We start from the raw sequence: 15,997 nt of genomic DNA, 5'->3' as shown, positions 1-15,997 counted from the left end.
ATCAGTCAAATATAACCGAACTGATGGTTAATTTTGTACCGAACAAACTTCTAAACGACGCTGTTCTTCAATTAAATGCCCATTGGTATGCTGGCTATTTACCATTGGCTCACTGGCAAATCATGAAATCATTCGATATTCCCGATTATTACCGTAGCAGTATTATCACTCCTTTAAAAGAATTTCGTCGGAAGCGAGATAAACTAAAACGTGATTTTACGCCTACGCTGCTTGATTTCGGCCCAGTTCGTTTCCTGCTTGCCCGTCATTTTGGCTTCTGCTACGGCGTCGAAAACGCCATTGAAATTGCCTACAAAGCCATTGCAGAAAACCCAGGCAAGCGTATTTTTCTGCTTAGTGAAATGATCCATAACCCCGACGTGAACGCTGATTTACAGAGTCGGGGAATACAATTTATTATGGATACCAAAGGGGGACAGTTGATTCCGTGGGAAGAATTACAACCGGACGATATTGTTATTATTCCCGCTTTTGGCACTACGTTGGAAACCCAGCATACCCTATCATCAATCGGGTTAAACGTAGAGAAGTATGATACAACCTGCCCTTTCGTAGAAAAGGTTTGGAACAAAGCGAGCCAGATTGGCCAGAAAGATTATACCGTTGTTGTTCATGGCAAGCCTAACCACGAAGAAACACGAGCAACATTCTCACATAGTAAGGAAGCTGCGCCCACGGTTGTTGTAAAAGATATGGCCCAAACTCAGCGACTAGCCACCTATATCACTGGCGATTCGCCCGCCGAACAATTCTACGCTGAATTTGCCGGGCAGTATTCTGCCGGTTTCGATCCTGTCCGCGATTTACAACGTATTGGCGTGGTCAATCAAACAACGATGCTGGCCTCCGATACGCAGGGGATTGCCGATTATTTAAAGCAGGTTATGATTCAGAAACACAAGTTAGAAGATGGTGCTTCTGTTGATCCTTACTTTGCCAATACACGCGATACGCTCTGTTACGCTACCAACGATAATCAGGACGCTACGTATGCTTTGCTGACCTACCCAGCCGATTTTGCCGTAGTGGCTGGTGGCTACAACTCATCCAATACGTCGCATATTGTTGAGCTTTGCGAAGAGAAACTCCCGACCTATTTTATTGAATCGGAGCAAAAGATTTTATCCGACAGATTGATCAGACACTATGATTTCCACAGCAAACAGGAAGTCATAACCGAAAACTATATTCCACGGCTCGACCAATCTTCTGACGAACCCGTCACGATCTTGCTCACTTGCGGAGCCTCCTGCCCTGATGCAACCGTAGAAGGCATTCTGTTAAAACTGGCTGGTTTCTTTCCGAATACCCGCCCGGTCGACAACGTAATGAATGAGTTTCTTTCCTAACGGACTTTTACGGTAACTTCCTGGCTTTCGTTGTGAAGTCGGTCCACAGCCGTCACCGCATACGTGTATTTCTTTTTTGGATCAGCCGTCTTGTCAATGAAACGCGTTGTCGATTCACCCATACACTGAGCAATAATACAACGCGGATCATTTAGCCTTAATTTAGGACGACGACCTTCAAAACGATACACTACGTAGTAAGTGGCACCGTCGCCATCTTCTGCTTCTTCTGGCTGATGCCAGAATAGCTCAACACCATCTGCGGTATCAGCGGCTTTCAAATCGCGGGGCGACAATGGTGGAATACTATCCAGCCAGGTCATAGGTGGAACCAGAGCCGGATACTTATAGAAGTTCGTTTGAAGAGAATCCCGAATGGCTAGTGGATTATTTTTTAACGATTTTGCGCTAAAAAACACACTTCCTAAAACCGCCTGCTGCTGTCGGTTATAACGCATCTGATCGGGGAATTCAGTAAAACGTCCCCAACCAGGGTCCCGTTCCGATCCACGGCCTACCCGATACGCGCCATGACCAATGTATAGATGGCATTTGCCCGCGTTACGACACCACCACTCAACCAGCGTTTTATAAGGTACTCTACTGAACTCGGTACTGAAATAAACCTGAGGAACGATGTAATCAATTAACCCCTCCCGAACCCATTTTCGAGTATCGGCATAAAGATCATAATACGATTGCCCACCGTTAGTGGCTGAGCCTTCGGCGTCGTTGCTTCGGTTTTTCCAGATGCCAAACGGGCTTATTCCAAATTTAACCCAGGGCTTATTGTCACGTATCGAATCACGGATTTCGGTGACCAGTTTCGTTACGTTATCACGACGCCAGTCATCTTTTTTCATGCCATTAAAATTGGCCTGATACGTACTGTCGTCGCGAAGTGTCTGTCCAGGAACGGCGTATGGATAAAAATAGTCGTCAAAATGAACACCGTCAATATCATACTCACGCACTACGTTCGCCACAATGCCAGCGATATACGTGCGAACTGTCGGAGCACCTAAATTAAATAGTTTGCGCCCGCCGTAGGTTAGTATCCATTCAGGCTTACGATAAACGATATTAGTCGGTGCAACACTGGCTGTTTTACTAAACGTAGCACGATCAAGATTAAACCACGCATGGAACTCCATTCCCCGCTGGTGGGCCTGTTCAATCATAAACGTCAGTGGATCGTAAAACGGATTGGGCGCTAACCCCTGCTGACCAGTCAGCCACTCAGACCAGGGCTCCGAACTTTTAGCATAAAAGGCATCGGCAGCCGCTCTGATCTGCACAATCACCGCATTGACACCCATCTGCTGTTGTTGATCGAACATCTCAATCAATTCACGTTGCTGGCTGGCAACGGGCAATCCTTTTTTGCTGGGCCAGTCGATGTTGTCAATAGTTGCAATCCAGACAGCTCTAAATTCCCGTTTAGGAGGTACTGGGCCATTATCGATCGGTGTTTCATCCACTAATTCCTCAGCTTCAAGCGTATCAATACGGGTAATCGGAGCTACAATGGTAGCTGTAATTGGTTTGGTAGGCTCTGGTTTTACTGCCACAGGCTTCTGCGGAACAGGCTTGGCAACGGGCGGTTTCACGACACGGGCGGGCGGTCTTTTTGTAACAACGGGTTGAGGGCGACGACAACTATTTCCCAGAAAGAAAACGATGAGCAGAACTAAAAAGGCGATTGATCGCATTCGACAAAACAGGTTAATCGTCAAAAATAACGATAGTATAGCAGAGCTGCGTTTAGATGAACGTTGATTTTTGCATATCTAATCATCCGGCCATCATTATTCTTGTAAAAGGGACCAATAACTTTTATAATTTACCAAACGTCTACAGCTTTTCTATTGATTATCGATCACTACTTTATCTACATCGCCAACAAAATATCCTGTTTCCTAAGCACTGACGCCGTATTAGTAACATTTATTTATACCACCATTCAATAAATGTCTAATTTGGCATCTTAGAGATTTCCTTTAATTTTGTGCCGCTTAACTAAAATAAAAGCAACAATTCTTTTGAAATTTGCAAAATGCCAATATCTTTTTAGATTTTTTTAGTGTAAAAGATAGTATTTTTGCTACATCCTGCAACGAAGTTTCCACAGACAAAACTGAGTATGAGCCATAAATTAGATCAAATAGATCGTAACGTACTAGAAATTCTCCAGGCCAACGCTAAAATTACCAACGCCCAATTATCGAAAGAAATAGGTCTTTCGCCAGCCCCTACTCTGGAGCGCGTTAAAAAGCTTGAAACATCGGGAATCATTCAGAGCTACCACGCTCAGCTAAATCGCGAAAAAGTTGGCCTGGGCGTAACAACCTTTGTTATGGTTACGTTGGTGGGCCACAAAAAGGAAACAACGATGTCGTTTGTTAATCGGGCAAACGAAATCCCTGAAATCATCGAATGCCACCACATTACGGGCTCGGGCGACTTCCTGCTGAAAGTTATTGCTAAAGACATTGCCTCTTACCAGGCGTTGATGCTGGATGTAATTAATGAAATCGACGAAGTTGCCAGCACGCAGACAATGGTAATCATGTCGACTTTCAAAGAGAGCAAAGTGCTTCCAATACCTTGATAAATTATGAGTGATAAATTATGAGTGATAAATGCTTCGTCTATTCAATCGTTTATCATTCATAATTTATCATTGAATTGATTTTATTCCCTCCGGCGCCGACGTTCTTCGCGCCTTAATTTCTTCTGCTCATCAAGCAGTTTTTTCGCTTCTTTATACTGACTTGATTTCCGATCGGCTTTGTCCATTACTTCTTTGAAATACGTCTGAGCCTGATCGTAGTTTTTCTCATCAGTTGCTATTTTCCCCAGTGCCAGTACCGACGACCAATAGTAACCAGCATTCAACGCATTGGTCTGCTTCGCGAAATCAATGGACTGCTGATAATATTTCTTTGCTTCCGCAGGATTCTTATAGAACAACTGATTAACATAGGCCAGAATATAGGCCGCTGTTCGTCCACTCACTCCTTCATAGCCCGACTGGCTTCGTTCAATTTTAGCCAGAATATCTTTTGAGATCCGCTCCGCTTCATTCAAACGCCCCGTTACGAATGCTGACCGGGCAAAGTAACGCTCAAAGAACGGATTATCTGGGTACTGCTCGGACATATACTTCGACAATTCATAGGCTTTGTCGTACTGGTTCTCCATACTATAAATCTGAACCAGAAAATAACGAGCCTCAACACGGGTATAGAAAGCAGTATTAGCTGTCTTTTCAAGCTCTTTGATGCCATTTACTTTGTTTCCTTTCGGAAAAAACATCAGGATTGGCTTCAATAGCGGATAATTCTCAGGAATCCATTGGGCATAATAGTCATACATACCATCGCCAAATAGCAACTCGGGGCTGAAATCAGCATTCCCTTTACATTTTTCAAAATACTTGAGCGCATTTTTGCCCGCAAATGTTGCCTTAGTCCATTTCTTTCGCTCCGAATATAACCTCCCCTTGAAGGCATAAGCAGCAGCCAGAAAAAAAGCGGGTTCGAGCTTATTCTCGCTATTATCGTAAAGCTTTTCGGCCAACGTAATGGTTGTATCCATCAAAGCCAGACAGCGATCATCATAATCTGTTACGTCTGTATTAGGCACAATTTTCCACCACTCAGCCAGGCCCATCAAAAAGTAGGGCATTGGATGTTTGGGATAGCGAAGTCTTAGCCACCGAAATTCCTTATCGGCGTCATAAAACTTGTAGTTATACATAAGATTGATGGCTTCAGCAGACTCAATCTGCACCCCAGGGTGCTTTAATAAGCCATCGTATTTCTTATCAAACGCCGACGGATCGTATAGTTGAGCATTCGCTATTACAGCTAAACCCATAAGCCATACCGTCAACACTAGTTTTTTCATTCGTTACAGTTGCTTTAGCTTTCTTACTTTGTATCAACGTAATCGGAGCGCAGTACGTTTACCTTCGCTTATTTTTTGGCGATTTTTTGTCCGCCCTTAGTCCTCGATGTATCTTTGCCGCCACGCATACGCTGATATGATAACCATAAAAGACAAAACCTTCGTCCCATTCATTGCGGCCGAAAGCATTCAGGCGCGAATTCAGGAATTGGCCGACCAAATAAATCAGGAATATGCAGGAAAGCAGCCGCTCATTGTCGTTGTCTTGAATGGGGCGTTTCTGTTTGCGGCTGACCTCGCCAAGCACCTGACTATCCCCTGCGAAATCACCTTTATCCGCGTAGCATCTTACAATGCCACAGAATCGAGCGGCACAGTAAAGCAGATATTAGGCTTAACTGAAGCGATTGAGGGACGTGATTTAATTGTTGTAGAAGACATCGTTGATACAGGACTCACCATCGCGCAAGTCTGCGACCAGTTACAGGAAAAACATCCAGCCTCATTGTCGATTGCTACGTTGTTATTCAAACCGGCAGCCCTCAAAAAACAGCTTGACTTACACTACGTTGGTTTTGAGATCGAAAATCGATTCGTACTGGGTTATGGCCTGGATTATGACGGCTTAGGACGTAACACCCCAGATATACTGGTGCTCGAATAACGATTGGCCTAGTTTAGACAAACACAGAGCTAAGCCAGCGTTTTATCTTACCGATCTACTTCGCCCATTACAAGATCAATCGAGCCAATAATGGCGACCAGGTCGGCTAGCATAGCCCCCTTACTGATTTCACTAATCACCGATAGATTATGGAAAGAGCAGGACCGGGCTTTGCAACGTAGCGGTACGTCTGATCGGCCGTCTGTACGGAAGAAAAAACCGAGTTCGCCTTTCGCACTTTCGGCCCGGATATAAAAATCCATCGCCTTCGGCCTGATTTTTTTGGGCACTACTGCCTGTGGATCATAGTCGCGGGTGCGTCGATAGTCTGTGGTAAGTTTATCCAGACATTGCTCAACAATGCGGATCGACTCGTGGCACTCCTTCACCCGAACGTTGTTGCGGTCCCAGCAATCGCCTACAGTTCCTACGGTTCCTGTTCCAATCGGGATGTCAAAATCCAGTTCGGGATAAACCGAATAGTTATCGATACGGCGCAGGTCATAACGCAGGCCAGAACCACGTAGTACGGGGCCAGTGCAGCCATAATTGATAGCAACAGCCAGCGGTAAAACGCCGACATTTGCCGTACGCTTAATGAAAATTTCGTTTTCAATAACTAGTTGCTGTAGCTCAACTAGTTTAGGTTTCAGGTACTTTACAAACTCCCGGCAACGTTCTTCGAAACCAATGGGCAAATCATAGAACAAACCGCCCACCCAGATATAGTTATACAACATACGCGCCCCACTCACCCATTCCAGCAAACGCTGAATGTGCTCCCGGTCGCGCATAAGCCACAAGAAGGGCGTATAAGCACCAATGTCAAGGGCGTAGGTTCCAATAGCGACAAAATGAGCAGCAATACGGTTTAGCTCAGCAACGAGTACCCGGATATATTCTGTTCGTTTTGGAATATCATGCTGAATACCCAGCATTCGCTCAACCCCCATCACAAACGCATGCTCGCAGTTCATCGCAGCTAAGTAATCGAGCCGATCCACGAACGGAATCGTCTGATTAAACGGCAACTCCTGGGCATGTTTATCGAAGCATCGGTGCAAATAACCGAGGTGTGGCACTACGTCGACAATGATTTCACCGTCCGTAACGATTTCAAGCCGCAGAACACCGTGGGTCGACGGGTGCTGCGGTCCCATATTCAAAATCATTTCGCCTTCATCCAGCATGTCGGGCCGATACACGTTCGGTTCCGACGCCCGAAAATGGCCGGGAGCGTATTCGTATTGGATTGTTTGCGTGGTCATTCTGTTCGTAAAGGTCGCTAGCGAAAGCCCGAAAGCCAAAAATAAAGCCCGTTTCTCTGTTTAACTAACTACAAATCATCACTTTTTCTTTACCAAGTATTGGCTAAGTGAAAGAAATTTTGTACCTTTGCGCTCCTTATCGAGAAAACGAACTTCAGCAATGGCAAAGAAAGGCGCCAATAGAATCCAGGTTATTCTGGAATGCACCGAGCAAAAAGACAGCGGTGTACCCGGCATGTCCCGGTACATCACCACGAAAAACCGGAAAAATACGCCGGCCCGTATCGAACGGAAGAAATACAATCCGTTCCTCAAGAAAGTAACGTTGCATAAAGAAATTAAATAGTTTCTGGTTTATCGTTTTTGGTTTAGGTGTTTGACGACTTAACTTTAGTCAGAATACTAAAACCAGAAACCATAGACAACAAACCATAAACCAACATGGCTAAAAAGGTAGTTGCAACCCTGAAAACGAAAGACAACGGTAAGTCTTTCGCTAAAATCATCAAAGCTGTAAAGTCGCCTAAAACAGGTGCTTACACCTTCAAAGAAGAAATGGTCCCGGTTGACGAAGTACAATCTGCGCTGAAAAGCTAGTTTTGTCCGCTCAACTCACTGCGTCAATACATGTGTCCCACGGCCTTCAACGGCTTTGTGGGACTTTTTTTGTTATAGCTTTGTTGGATAGACGTAATTCTGGTAACAATTACTCCCTGGATCGAACCGCATAAGCGGCCCCGCGCCAATCACCAGCCACAAACTCTTGTATAAAATGGCTCTATTTGGTTTTTTCTCGAAAGAAAAAAAAGAAACTCTCGACAAAGGTCTTGAGAAAACAAAAGATAGCTTTTTCTCGAAACTGGGTCGGGCAGTTGTCGGAAAATCTACTGTTGACGAAGAAGTGTTGGACGAAGTAGAAAACGTGCTTATCTCCTCGGACGTAGGCGTTGAAACGACCGTTAAAATAATTCGTCGTATTGAGGAACGGGTTGCCCGCGACAAATATATGGGTACCGATGAACTGGATCGTATCCTTCGCGAGGAAATTGCAGGTTTGCTTTCCGACAGCAATACCAGCGACGTAGCCGACGATTTTGAACTACCAGCTAATAAAAAGCCATACGTCATTATGGTTGTTGGGGTCAATGGCGTTGGCAAAACCACAACGATTGGCAAACTGGCGGCCCAGTTTCATAAACGCGGAAAGAAAGTTGTTCTTGGAGCCGGTGATACGTTCCGGGCGGCAGCCGTCGATCAGCTCAAACTCTGGGGCGATCGCGTGGGGGTTCCCGTTATTTCACACGGCATGAATACTGACCCTTCGGCCGTTGCCTTCGATGCTGTCAAAAAAGCGGTTGATATGGAGGCCGACGTAGTGATTATCGACACAGCCGGTCGTTTGCACACCAAAGTCAACCTGATGAACGAGCTCACAAAAATCAAACGGGTTATGCAAAAGGTTACTCCCGAAGCACCCCACGAAGTATTGCTCGTTCTCGACGGATCAACGGGCCAAAACGCATTTATCCAGGCTACGGAGTTTACCAAAGCAACCGAAGTATCTGCTCTGGCCATTACAAAGCTGGACGGAACGGCCAAAGGTGGCGTAGTGATCGGCATTTCGGATCAATTCAAGATCCCCGTCAAATATATCGGTGTAGGCGAACGGATAGACGATTTACAAACCTTCAACAAAATGGAGTTTGTCGATTCGTTTTTTAAGAAGTGATACAATACATACTATAGGACTGCTTAGCTGGTTTATATCAGAAAACTATGCATCGTTCATACGCATTTGTGCTTTTTAGCTTATTTAGTTTTTTCGCTTCGTGTACGGCGCAAAAGCAAAAAAGTCTTAAAGCGCTTAAACAAGGCATCTGCGGAACCGTCGTAGAAAAACGCGGCAACTTCATGCCTGGGCCTGGTAAAAAGAATGGGAGCGGTACGCCCGTTGAGCGAGAAGTACTTATTTTCCCGCTTTTAAATCTGAGCCAGGTTGAGGCTGGCGATAATGGATTCATTACGTCGGTACGCGAAGCGAAACCCGTAAAAACCTTACGAACAGAGAAAGATGGTACGTTTTGCGTGAGTTTACCTGCCGGGCGCTATTCGGTTATTGTTCAGGAACCCAAAGGGCTATACGCCAACGTATCGGACACGCAGAACAACATTTTTCCGGTCAACGTACAGAAAAACCGTCAGTCAACCATTCGAGTAGAAATTACGCATCAGGCTGTCTTTTAGCCTTATGGAACGTGCATTGTTCGTACTGGCAGCTCTATTTATTCCGTTCATCTGGTTCATTTACAGGATGATCCGTTATACCGATGATACAATCGGAGAAAACTCTCCACTCTATCGCGAGCGGACTTATGAAATTCTGTGGGAGCACTATTTTGTAGCATTCTATAAAATCATGCTTGTCGTCATGTTTATAATGATGCTTCTGTTAAGCAAAATTATTTTTACAGAAGCGACACGGCTGCACAATCCGCTGATTTTCCTGCCCGCTCTTTTCTTTTTTGGCTTTGCGATTTATCTACTTTTTGTCTTTTATGTCGATTGGCAATATTGGACCATTACCCGAGATGTGCAACTCACTCTCAACCCATTCGACCCCAGCATTCACGTCGAAAGCCCAGACCAGATAGCCACAATCACGCCAGAAAACGTAACGCAGATTGAATCACATCTCCGCAAAAGCGATAACCCTAAAGAACCTCTTTACGGCTATGGCTATTTGCTTTTTTACCTGACAGACGGCACTATTGTCCGGATTAATAATCTATTCTTTTCTCATTACGGCGAATTTCTGGAGCGCTTCTTTCAAGACACCCCGAAAACAACTATTTACCATCGGACTCCCTGGATTAGTCCGATGGATTAAAATGAAAATCAAAGACGTCCGAACTTTGCGGCCTGAAATAGACGTTAACAAGTACTGAGTCGCAGAAATTTATATTTGTTTTGAAAACCAAGGGAATACGTAACAATAAAATCAACATCGTTACGCTGGGATGCTCGAAGAATCTGGTGGATTCTGAGGTGCTGTTTACGCAACTGAAGGGCAACGGCATGGACGTAACGCATGAATCGAAAAAAGACGATGCGAACATCGTTGTCATCAATACGTGCGGATTCATCGATAACGCCAAAGAAGAATCAGTCAACACGATCTTACGCTACGTTGACGCCAAAGACGCGGGTGTTGTGGATAAAGTATACGTAACAGGTTGTCTTTCGCACCGCTATAAAGACGAACTAGAAGTAGAAATTCCGACGGTCGACGCCTGGTTCGGCACCAACGAAATGCCCCGACTTCTCAAAACATTACGTGCCGATTATAAGCACGAACTGGTTGGCGAGCGGCTCCTGACTACCCCATCGCACTACGCCTATCTGAAAATCGCCGAAGGCTGTGATCGTCCCTGTTCGTTCTGCGCTATTCCGCTCATGCGGGGTGGACACATATCGCGACCGATTGACGAATTGATTACCGAAGCACGCTCACTGGCTCGACGCGGCACCAAAGAACTTATTCTGATTGCGCAAGACCTAACGTATTACGGTCTTGATTTATACAAAAAACGAAACCTGGCCGATCTGATCAACCAATTGGCTGATGTAGAAGGCATCGACTGGATTCGGTTACAGTACGCTTATCCGTCGGGGTTTCCTATGGATGTACTCGACGTCATGCGTGAACGCTCAAACGTGTGCAGTTACCTCGATATGCCGCTTCAGACTGGCTCAACGGAATTGCTGAAATTGATGCGTAGAGGTATCACACGCGAAAAAACCGAATCGCTTATTCAATCGATCCGGGAAAAATTGCCTGATATTACGTTACGTACTACCCTGATCGTTGGACACCCCGGCGAAACGGATGAGATGTTTGATGAGACGTACGATTTCGTCGAACGGATGCGTTTTGACCGTATGGGCGTATTTACGTACTCGCACGAAGAAAATACACACTCCTTTTCAATGCCCGACGATATTCCGGCAGAAACGAAGCAGGAGCGGGCCGATGAACTCATGGAGCTTCAGCAGGGAATCTCGCAGGAGTTGAATCAACGTAAAGTGGGACAGACCTACAAAGTTCTGTTTGATCGGAAAGAGGGCGGTTATTTTATCGGCCGTACTGAAGCCGACTCGCCTGAGGTGGATAATGAGGTGCTGGTTCCGGCCTCACAATACGTTCGGTTAGGCGATTTTGCCAACGTCCGTATCAACCGAGCCGAAGAATTTGATTTATATGGCGAGGTCATTGCCTAAATTTATTCAAGACTCAAGGTTTGGGACCAATCATTCATAAAACCCCCGAACCTTGAGTTTTTTTTCGTTGTTGAGCCGAATAAATCCCAACCTGCATGGACTGTCAGTACCTGCCTCTCGAATCTACCGGCCAGTTTTCTCCGTTATTCCTCGATTACATCAATAAAAAAGATACCCTTAAGCCCTTTTACGGTCGATTTCCCGAGCTTTCGGCCTTCGGAGAGCAGATAAAAGCAAAATCATTTGATCAGACGAAGCGGCAAATTCTCGTTGATGCGCTCGAAAAGCAGTACGCCCAGATCGGTCAAAAACCTGATTTTTCGATTCTCTTGAATCCCAATACGTTCACCGTAACGACCGGGCATCAACTGAATATTTTTACGGGCCCGTTGTATATCATTTACAAACTGATCACAACGATAAATCTGGCTCGACGGCTAAAAGAAGCGTATCCCGACTACAATTTCGTGCCGGTTTACTGGATGGCAACCGAAGATCATGATTTCGCAGAGATCAACCATTTCACGCTCTTCGGAAAAAATTATGCCTGGACAACGGAACAGCGTGGGGCAGTTGGCCGCATGAATCCGCAGGAGTTAAAAACACTCTTTGCTCAGATTCCAGAAAAACTAACTCTATTCGAAGAAGCGTACCTAAAGCATGATACACTTGCCGATGCAGCTCGTTACTACGTACATGAGCTGTTTGGTGCAGAAGGTCTTATTTGTCTGGATGCCGACGATGCTTCGTTAAAGCAGGTTTTTGCCCCCGTAATGCGCCATGAATTAGTACAGCATATCTCTGGTGAGCTGGTTGCGAAACAAACAGAATTGCTGGAAAATCTGGGTTATAAAACCGTTATCACTCCGCGCGACATCAATTTGTTTTATCTGGATGATCAGCTTCGGGAACGTATCGAACAAAAAGAAGACGGAACGTATCGGGTTCTACACACCAAACTAACATTCACGGAAGCAGAGCTATTGGCCTTACTGGACGAACATCCCGAGCGCTTCAGCCCCAACGTCGTGTTACGTCCTTTGTATCAGGAAACGATCCTACCAAATCTGGCCTATATTGGCGGCCCATCGGAGGTTCCCTACTGGTTACAGTTAAAGCCCGTTTTCGATCATTTCGATACTACGTTCCCTATCCTGATGCCGCGCAATTTTGCGATGTATATACCGGCTGTTAATGCCAAACGGATCAGAAAACTGGGCTTAACTCCTGAAGAACTCTTTAAGGATACATTAGCGCTCAAGCACGAATTTGTTGAAACCCATACGCGACACATTCTCAAGTTTGACAACGAAAACAAGACTGTGAACAAAGCGCTGGACAATATTCTTCATAAAGCTCAAATGGTTGATCCTACGCTGGAGAAGGCCGTTCTGGCCGAGACGAAGCGGTTCGCGAATGCTGTGGCCCGATTGGAGAAAAAAATGCGACGAGCCGAAGAGCACAATCAGGAAGTTGGTGTTCGACAACTGCTGGCTGTTAAAAATGAGCTTTTCCCCAACGGCGGTTTGCAGGAACGTAGCGAAAACTTTCTGACATTCCATATCAACGACCAGACCTTTATTCAGCAAATGCTTTCCGTTTTCGATCCGTTCGATTACCGAATGCAACTCTGTCTGCAATAGATAGGTATGACAAAGGCGGAACTACGTAGACAGTTTCTTTCTCAACGAAAAGCATTGCCGAAAGAAGCTATAGAGGCTAAAAGCCAACAAATCTGTCAGCTTTTTTTAGGTCAGGAATGGGTGAAGCCGCAAAGTACCATTCACACATTCCTGCCTATCAGCCGTCAGAACGAAGTTAATACCTGGCCTATCGTGCACCGTCTTTGGCAGGAATTTCCACAAGTTCAGGTAGCTGTTTCCGTCACCGACACCGAAGCGTATCAGCTTACGCACTACGTCCTTACGCCTGATTCCATATTAGTCGAAAACCGTTGGAAAATTCTTGAGCCACTGGCCGAAGGAGCTTTACCCATTAGTACGCGTACAATCGATATCGTACTGGTTCCACTCTTGGCATTCGATCAGACAGGGCATCGAGTTGGCTATGGCGCCGGTTTTTACGACCGTTTTCTGGCCGACTGCCGACCCGATTGTTTAAAAATCGGCGTATCGTTGTTTGAACCCATTGTACAAATCGACGATACTGACGAAACAGATATTGCCCTGGACGTTTGCATTACTCCGGACAAAATCTGGTTTTTTTCGTAATAATTATACTGTCCGTCAAACTTTTACCGTACTTTTGCACTCCAAAATACAGTGCGGGCTAAAAATCCGCTTTCACTAACCAATTAACGCGGGTTTTTGCCCGCATAGTCAAAATGAAAATCGCAGTCGTTGGAGCCACAGGCCTGGTCGGTGGCGAAATCCTGAAGGTTCTGGAAGAACGCAACTTCCCTGTTACCGAACTCATTCCCGTTGCATCCGAGCGGTCGGTTGGTAAACAGGTGGAGTTTAAAGGTAAACAGTACACAGTTGTTAGTTTCGAGGATGCCATTGCTGCGAAGCCTGCCGTTGCGATTTTCTCGGCTGGTGGCGGTACGTCGCTGGCACTGGCTCCTAAATTCGCTGAAGCAGGTATCACCGTGGTCGATAACTCGTCGGCATGGCGTATGGACCCAACCAAGAAACTGGTTGTTCCAGAAATCAACGCGAATACACTTACTCCTGACGATAAAATCATTGCCAACCCAAACTGTTCAACCATTCAAATGGTGGTTGCGCTGAAACCACTCCATGATCGCTATAAAGTGAAGCGTGTGGTTGTTTCTACGTATCAGTCAGTAACCGGAACGGGTAAAGCAGCGGTTGATCAACTTTTCGCAGAACGTAATGGCGATGAGAGCGTATCGAAAGTATATCCGCATCCGATCGACCTGAATGTACTGCCTCATATCGACGTTTTCCTCGACAATGGCTATACCAAAGAGGAGATGAAAATGGTCAACGAGACCAAAAAAATTATGGGTGATGACTCCATTCAGGTTACGGCCACAACGGTACGTATTCCAACAATTGGCGGTCACTCGGAAGCAGTTAACGTTGAGTTTGAAAATGACTTCGAATTGGCTGAAGTTGTTTCTTTATTAGCCAGCGCCGAAGGCATTATCGTTCAGGACGACCCACAAAATAAGGTTTACCCGATGCCTTTGACAGCGCACGGTAAAGATGAAGTTTTTGTTGGCCGTATCCGTCGCGATGAAAGCCAGCCCAATACACTAAATATGTGGATCGTAGCAGACAACCTACGCAAGGGAGCAGCTACTAATGCTGTACAGATCGCAGAATACTTGTTAAAGCATAACTTAGTGGAAGCAGGCGAAGTAGTAGCCTAACCACTGAAATAAAACTAAAAAATCCCGTCTGGTTGATTACCGGACGGGATTTTTTAGTTCTGTATACTAGCTTTTACTGTTAAATTCTGGCTGTAATCTTTGTCAAAGTTCTAAACTTTGACAAAGATGAAAATTCAGTACAAGATGCCGTTTAGCCAACATAGAGCTAGAAAAGCTACTTTTTACTCCCTATCAATTTTAAATGAATATCGATATCCGGCTGAATAAAGTTGGCATCGGGCAAGGTCGGATCTGATGCGTAGGTAATACCCCATTTAGTCCGATCAACTTTGAGTGTTCCCTCCGCTTTTAGTTCATTACCGTTTAACTCTATTTTGGCCGGGAAACTCACAGCATTTGTCTTTCCCAACATTGTCAGATCCCCATTGACCAGATAATTGGCCCCACTAACACTTCCAGACGAGGTTCCTGAATAGGACGTAACATTGGTGATCGTGTACGTAATGTTAGGATGAACGGCCATGTTGAAAAAGTCAGCGCTTTGCAAATGATGGACGAGCAAATGCTTGACCGAATCTGTCGGCAGATTGTAGTTAACTATCGATGACACGGGAATAGTAAAAACGCCCCCGCTCACCTTACCATCCTGAACAGTTAGATTTTCGCTCTGAACAGTAATGGCTCCCTCGTTAAAATAGCCAGTGCGCAAATGCCCTTTCCATTCGGCTACTGATTTTGTCTCATCAAGCTTATAGGTATTGGCAACGATATCTTCGTTTTTTTCACAGCTCCAGAAAAAAGCGGATAAAGCTAAAGCCCCTACAAATGCTATCTTTTTCATACGTTTTTGATTGACAGTTTTGATTGTATTCATATTTATTCTGGCCAGATCGACTAGCTTTCAGAGGTATTATGACTCAAAACTACCAAGACTATAGAGGGTGCTGAAGCAGCTTAGTGATGAGCTGACTAATAGACTAGTTCAGTTGTAGATTTGTCAGTATCAATCGATGACGCGGTCGTAGAATAGCTATGTAAAAAGCAAAAGCCGCAATCTATGAGATTGCGGCTTCATTCTGTGCCGAAGGCGAGACTCGAACTCGCATGTCCGTAAAGACACACGCCCCTGAAACGTGCGTGTCTACCAATTTCACCACTTCGGCAGAGCGTTCCCCTTGTTTGGGAT

At 45.3% G+C, this 15,997-nt stretch carries 16 protein-coding genes and 1 tRNA gene; 12 read left to right on the top strand and 5 right to left on the bottom strand.

The annotated features are described in order from the left end of the window. Positions 1-122 precede the first annotated feature (122 nt). Positions 123-1,370: a 4-hydroxy-3-methylbut-2-enyl diphosphate reductase gene (locus tag GK108_RS01390; RefSeq protein WP_163943719.1), complete on the top strand. Its 1,248-nt coding sequence runs from the start codon at positions 123-125 to the stop codon at positions 1,368-1,370. Here the strand turns inward: GK108_RS01390 and GK108_RS01385 are convergent. Beyond that, positions 1,367-3,082, bottom strand: a complete 1,716-nt coding sequence (locus tag GK108_RS01385) for a glycoside hydrolase family 10 protein (protein WP_163941633.1) — start codon at positions 3,080-3,082, stop codon at positions 1,367-1,369. The two genes, GK108_RS01390 and GK108_RS01385, sit on opposite strands and share 4 nt — an antisense overlap. 431 nt (positions 3,083-3,513) lie before the next feature. Between GK108_RS01385 and GK108_RS01380 the strand changes: the two genes are divergently transcribed. After that, positions 3,514-3,981: an Lrp/AsnC family transcriptional regulator gene (locus GK108_RS01380; RefSeq protein WP_162388905.1), complete on the top strand. Its 468-nt coding sequence runs from the start codon at positions 3,514-3,516 to the stop codon at positions 3,979-3,981. Positions 3,982-4,064: 83 nt separating this feature from the next. Here GK108_RS01380 and GK108_RS01375 read toward each other — a convergent pair whose 3' ends face one another. Next, entirely contained in the window at positions 4,065-5,282 is a 1,218-nt protein-coding gene (locus tag GK108_RS01375; RefSeq protein WP_163941630.1) for a tetratricopeptide repeat protein, read from the bottom strand. A gap of 136 nt (positions 5,283-5,418) precedes the next feature. Between GK108_RS01375 and hpt the strand changes: the two genes are divergently transcribed. After that, entirely contained in the window at positions 5,419-5,946 is a 528-nt protein-coding gene (gene hpt / locus GK108_RS01370) for a hypoxanthine phosphoribosyltransferase (RefSeq protein ID WP_163941626.1), read from the top strand. A 47-nt stretch (positions 5,947-5,993) separates the two neighbouring features. Here hpt and GK108_RS01365 read toward each other — a convergent pair whose 3' ends face one another. Continuing rightward, positions 5,994-7,214, bottom strand: coding sequence for an NADH-quinone oxidoreductase subunit D (locus tag GK108_RS01365; protein WP_163941624.1), 1,221 nt, complete (start codon positions 7,212-7,214; stop codon positions 5,994-5,996). Between the two features lie 160 nt (positions 7,215-7,374). Here GK108_RS01365 and rpmG point away from each other — a divergent pair, with 160 nt between their 5' ends. From rpmG to GK108_RS01320, 9 genes are all read left to right on the top strand, one after another. Next, positions 7,375-7,560 (top strand): 50S ribosomal protein L33, encoded by a 186-nt coding sequence (gene rpmG / locus GK108_RS01360; RefSeq protein ID WP_012929817.1) that lies wholly within the window; start codon positions 7,375-7,377, stop codon positions 7,558-7,560. A gap of 95 nt (positions 7,561-7,655) precedes the next feature. Continuing rightward, positions 7,656-7,811, top strand: coding sequence for a DUF4295 domain-containing protein (locus GK108_RS01355; protein ID WP_163941621.1), 156 nt, complete (start codon positions 7,656-7,658; stop codon positions 7,809-7,811). A 175-nt stretch (positions 7,812-7,986) separates the two neighbouring features. After that, positions 7,987-8,943, top strand: a complete 957-nt coding sequence (gene ftsY, locus GK108_RS01350; RefSeq protein ID WP_163941617.1) for a signal recognition particle-docking protein FtsY — start codon at positions 7,987-7,989, stop codon at positions 8,941-8,943. Positions 8,944-8,990: 47 nt separating this feature from the next. Further along, positions 8,991-9,458 carry a hypothetical protein gene (locus tag GK108_RS01345; protein WP_163941614.1) on the top strand — a complete coding sequence of 156 codons (468 nt, stop codon included), beginning with the start codon at positions 8,991-8,993 and terminating at the stop codon, positions 9,456-9,458. Between the two features lie 4 nt (positions 9,459-9,462). Beyond that, positions 9,463-10,101, top strand: a complete 639-nt coding sequence (locus tag GK108_RS01340; protein ID WP_163941611.1) for a hypothetical protein — start codon at positions 9,463-9,465, stop codon at positions 10,099-10,101. 80 nt (positions 10,102-10,181) lie between these two features. Then, positions 10,182-11,492, top strand: a complete 1,311-nt coding sequence (gene rimO, locus GK108_RS01335; RefSeq protein ID WP_163941608.1) for a 30S ribosomal protein S12 methylthiotransferase RimO — start codon at positions 10,182-10,184, stop codon at positions 11,490-11,492. Between the two features lie 95 nt (positions 11,493-11,587). Beyond that, complete coding sequence (bshC, locus tag GK108_RS01330) at positions 11,588-13,135, top strand: bacillithiol biosynthesis cysteine-adding enzyme BshC (protein WP_163941605.1); 1,548 nt, start codon at positions 11,588-11,590, stop codon at positions 13,133-13,135. 6 nt (positions 13,136-13,141) lie between these two features. After that, positions 13,142-13,723 (top strand): 5-formyltetrahydrofolate cyclo-ligase, encoded by a 582-nt coding sequence (locus GK108_RS01325; protein WP_163941602.1) that lies wholly within the window; start codon positions 13,142-13,144, stop codon positions 13,721-13,723. Between the two features lie 113 nt (positions 13,724-13,836). Continuing rightward, positions 13,837-14,850 carry an aspartate-semialdehyde dehydrogenase gene (locus GK108_RS01320; protein ID WP_163941599.1) on the top strand — a complete coding sequence of 338 codons (1,014 nt, stop codon included), beginning with the start codon at positions 13,837-13,839 and terminating at the stop codon, positions 14,848-14,850. 175 nt (positions 14,851-15,025) lie between these two features. On the opposite strand, the gene GK108_RS01315 is transcribed toward GK108_RS01320, so the two are convergent. Together GK108_RS01315 and GK108_RS01310 are read right to left on the bottom strand one after the other, a co-directional pair. Continuing rightward, positions 15,026-15,652: a YceI family protein gene (locus GK108_RS01315; protein WP_246224609.1), complete on the bottom strand. Its 627-nt coding sequence runs from the start codon at positions 15,650-15,652 to the stop codon at positions 15,026-15,028. Between the two features lie 238 nt (positions 15,653-15,890). Then, positions 15,891-15,974: transfer RNA gene (locus tag GK108_RS01310), tRNA-Leu, on the bottom strand. Positions 15,975-15,997: the final 23 nt, after the last annotated feature.

Origin of the sequence: Spirosoma terrae (assembly GCF_010435915.1) — a bacterium.
In the GTDB taxonomy this organism is placed as follows: Bacteria; Bacteroidota; Bacteroidia; order Cytophagales; family Spirosomataceae; genus Spirosoma; species Spirosoma terrae.
The sequence above is the reverse complement of the archived record's forward strand: the minus strand, read 5'-3'. Positions and strand labels throughout refer to the sequence as shown.

Excerpts from the sequence above, each read along its gene's own strand:
- GK108_RS01390 (WP_163943719.1), top strand. The coding sequence starts at position 123 with ATGAAATCATTCGATATTCCCGATTATTACCGTAGCAGTATTATCACT.
- GK108_RS01385 (WP_163941633.1), bottom strand. The coding sequence starts at position 3,082 with ATGCGATCAATCGCCTTTTTAGTTCTGCTCATCGTTTTCTTTCTGGGA.
- GK108_RS01380 (WP_162388905.1), top strand. The coding sequence starts at position 3,514 with ATGAGCCATAAATTAGATCAAATAGATCGTAACGTACTAGAAATTCTC.
- GK108_RS01375 (WP_163941630.1), bottom strand. The coding sequence starts at position 5,282 with ATGAAAAAACTAGTGTTGACGGTATGGCTTATGGGTTTAGCTGTAATA.
- hpt (WP_163941626.1), top strand. The coding sequence starts at position 5,419 with ATGATAACCATAAAAGACAAAACCTTCGTCCCATTCATTGCGGCCGAA.
- GK108_RS01365 (WP_163941624.1), bottom strand. The coding sequence starts at position 7,214 with ATGACCACGCAAACAATCCAATACGAATACGCTCCCGGCCATTTTCGG.
- rpmG (WP_012929817.1), top strand. The coding sequence starts at position 7,375 with ATGGCAAAGAAAGGCGCCAATAGAATCCAGGTTATTCTGGAATGCACC.
- GK108_RS01355 (WP_163941621.1), top strand. The coding sequence starts at position 7,656 with ATGGCTAAAAAGGTAGTTGCAACCCTGAAAACGAAAGACAACGGTAAG.
- ftsY (WP_163941617.1), top strand. The coding sequence starts at position 7,987 with ATGGCTCTATTTGGTTTTTTCTCGAAAGAAAAAAAAGAAACTCTCGAC.
- GK108_RS01345 (WP_163941614.1), top strand. The coding sequence starts at position 8,991 with ATGCATCGTTCATACGCATTTGTGCTTTTTAGCTTATTTAGTTTTTTC.
- GK108_RS01340 (WP_163941611.1), top strand. The coding sequence starts at position 9,463 with ATGGAACGTGCATTGTTCGTACTGGCAGCTCTATTTATTCCGTTCATC.
- bshC (WP_163941605.1), top strand. The coding sequence starts at position 11,588 with ATGGACTGTCAGTACCTGCCTCTCGAATCTACCGGCCAGTTTTCTCCG.
- GK108_RS01325 (WP_163941602.1), top strand. The coding sequence starts at position 13,142 with ATGACAAAGGCGGAACTACGTAGACAGTTTCTTTCTCAACGAAAAGCA.
- GK108_RS01320 (WP_163941599.1), top strand. The coding sequence starts at position 13,837 with ATGAAAATCGCAGTCGTTGGAGCCACAGGCCTGGTCGGTGGCGAAATC.
- GK108_RS01315 (WP_246224609.1), bottom strand. The coding sequence starts at position 15,652 with ATGAAAAAGATAGCATTTGTAGGGGCTTTAGCTTTATCCGCTTTTTTC.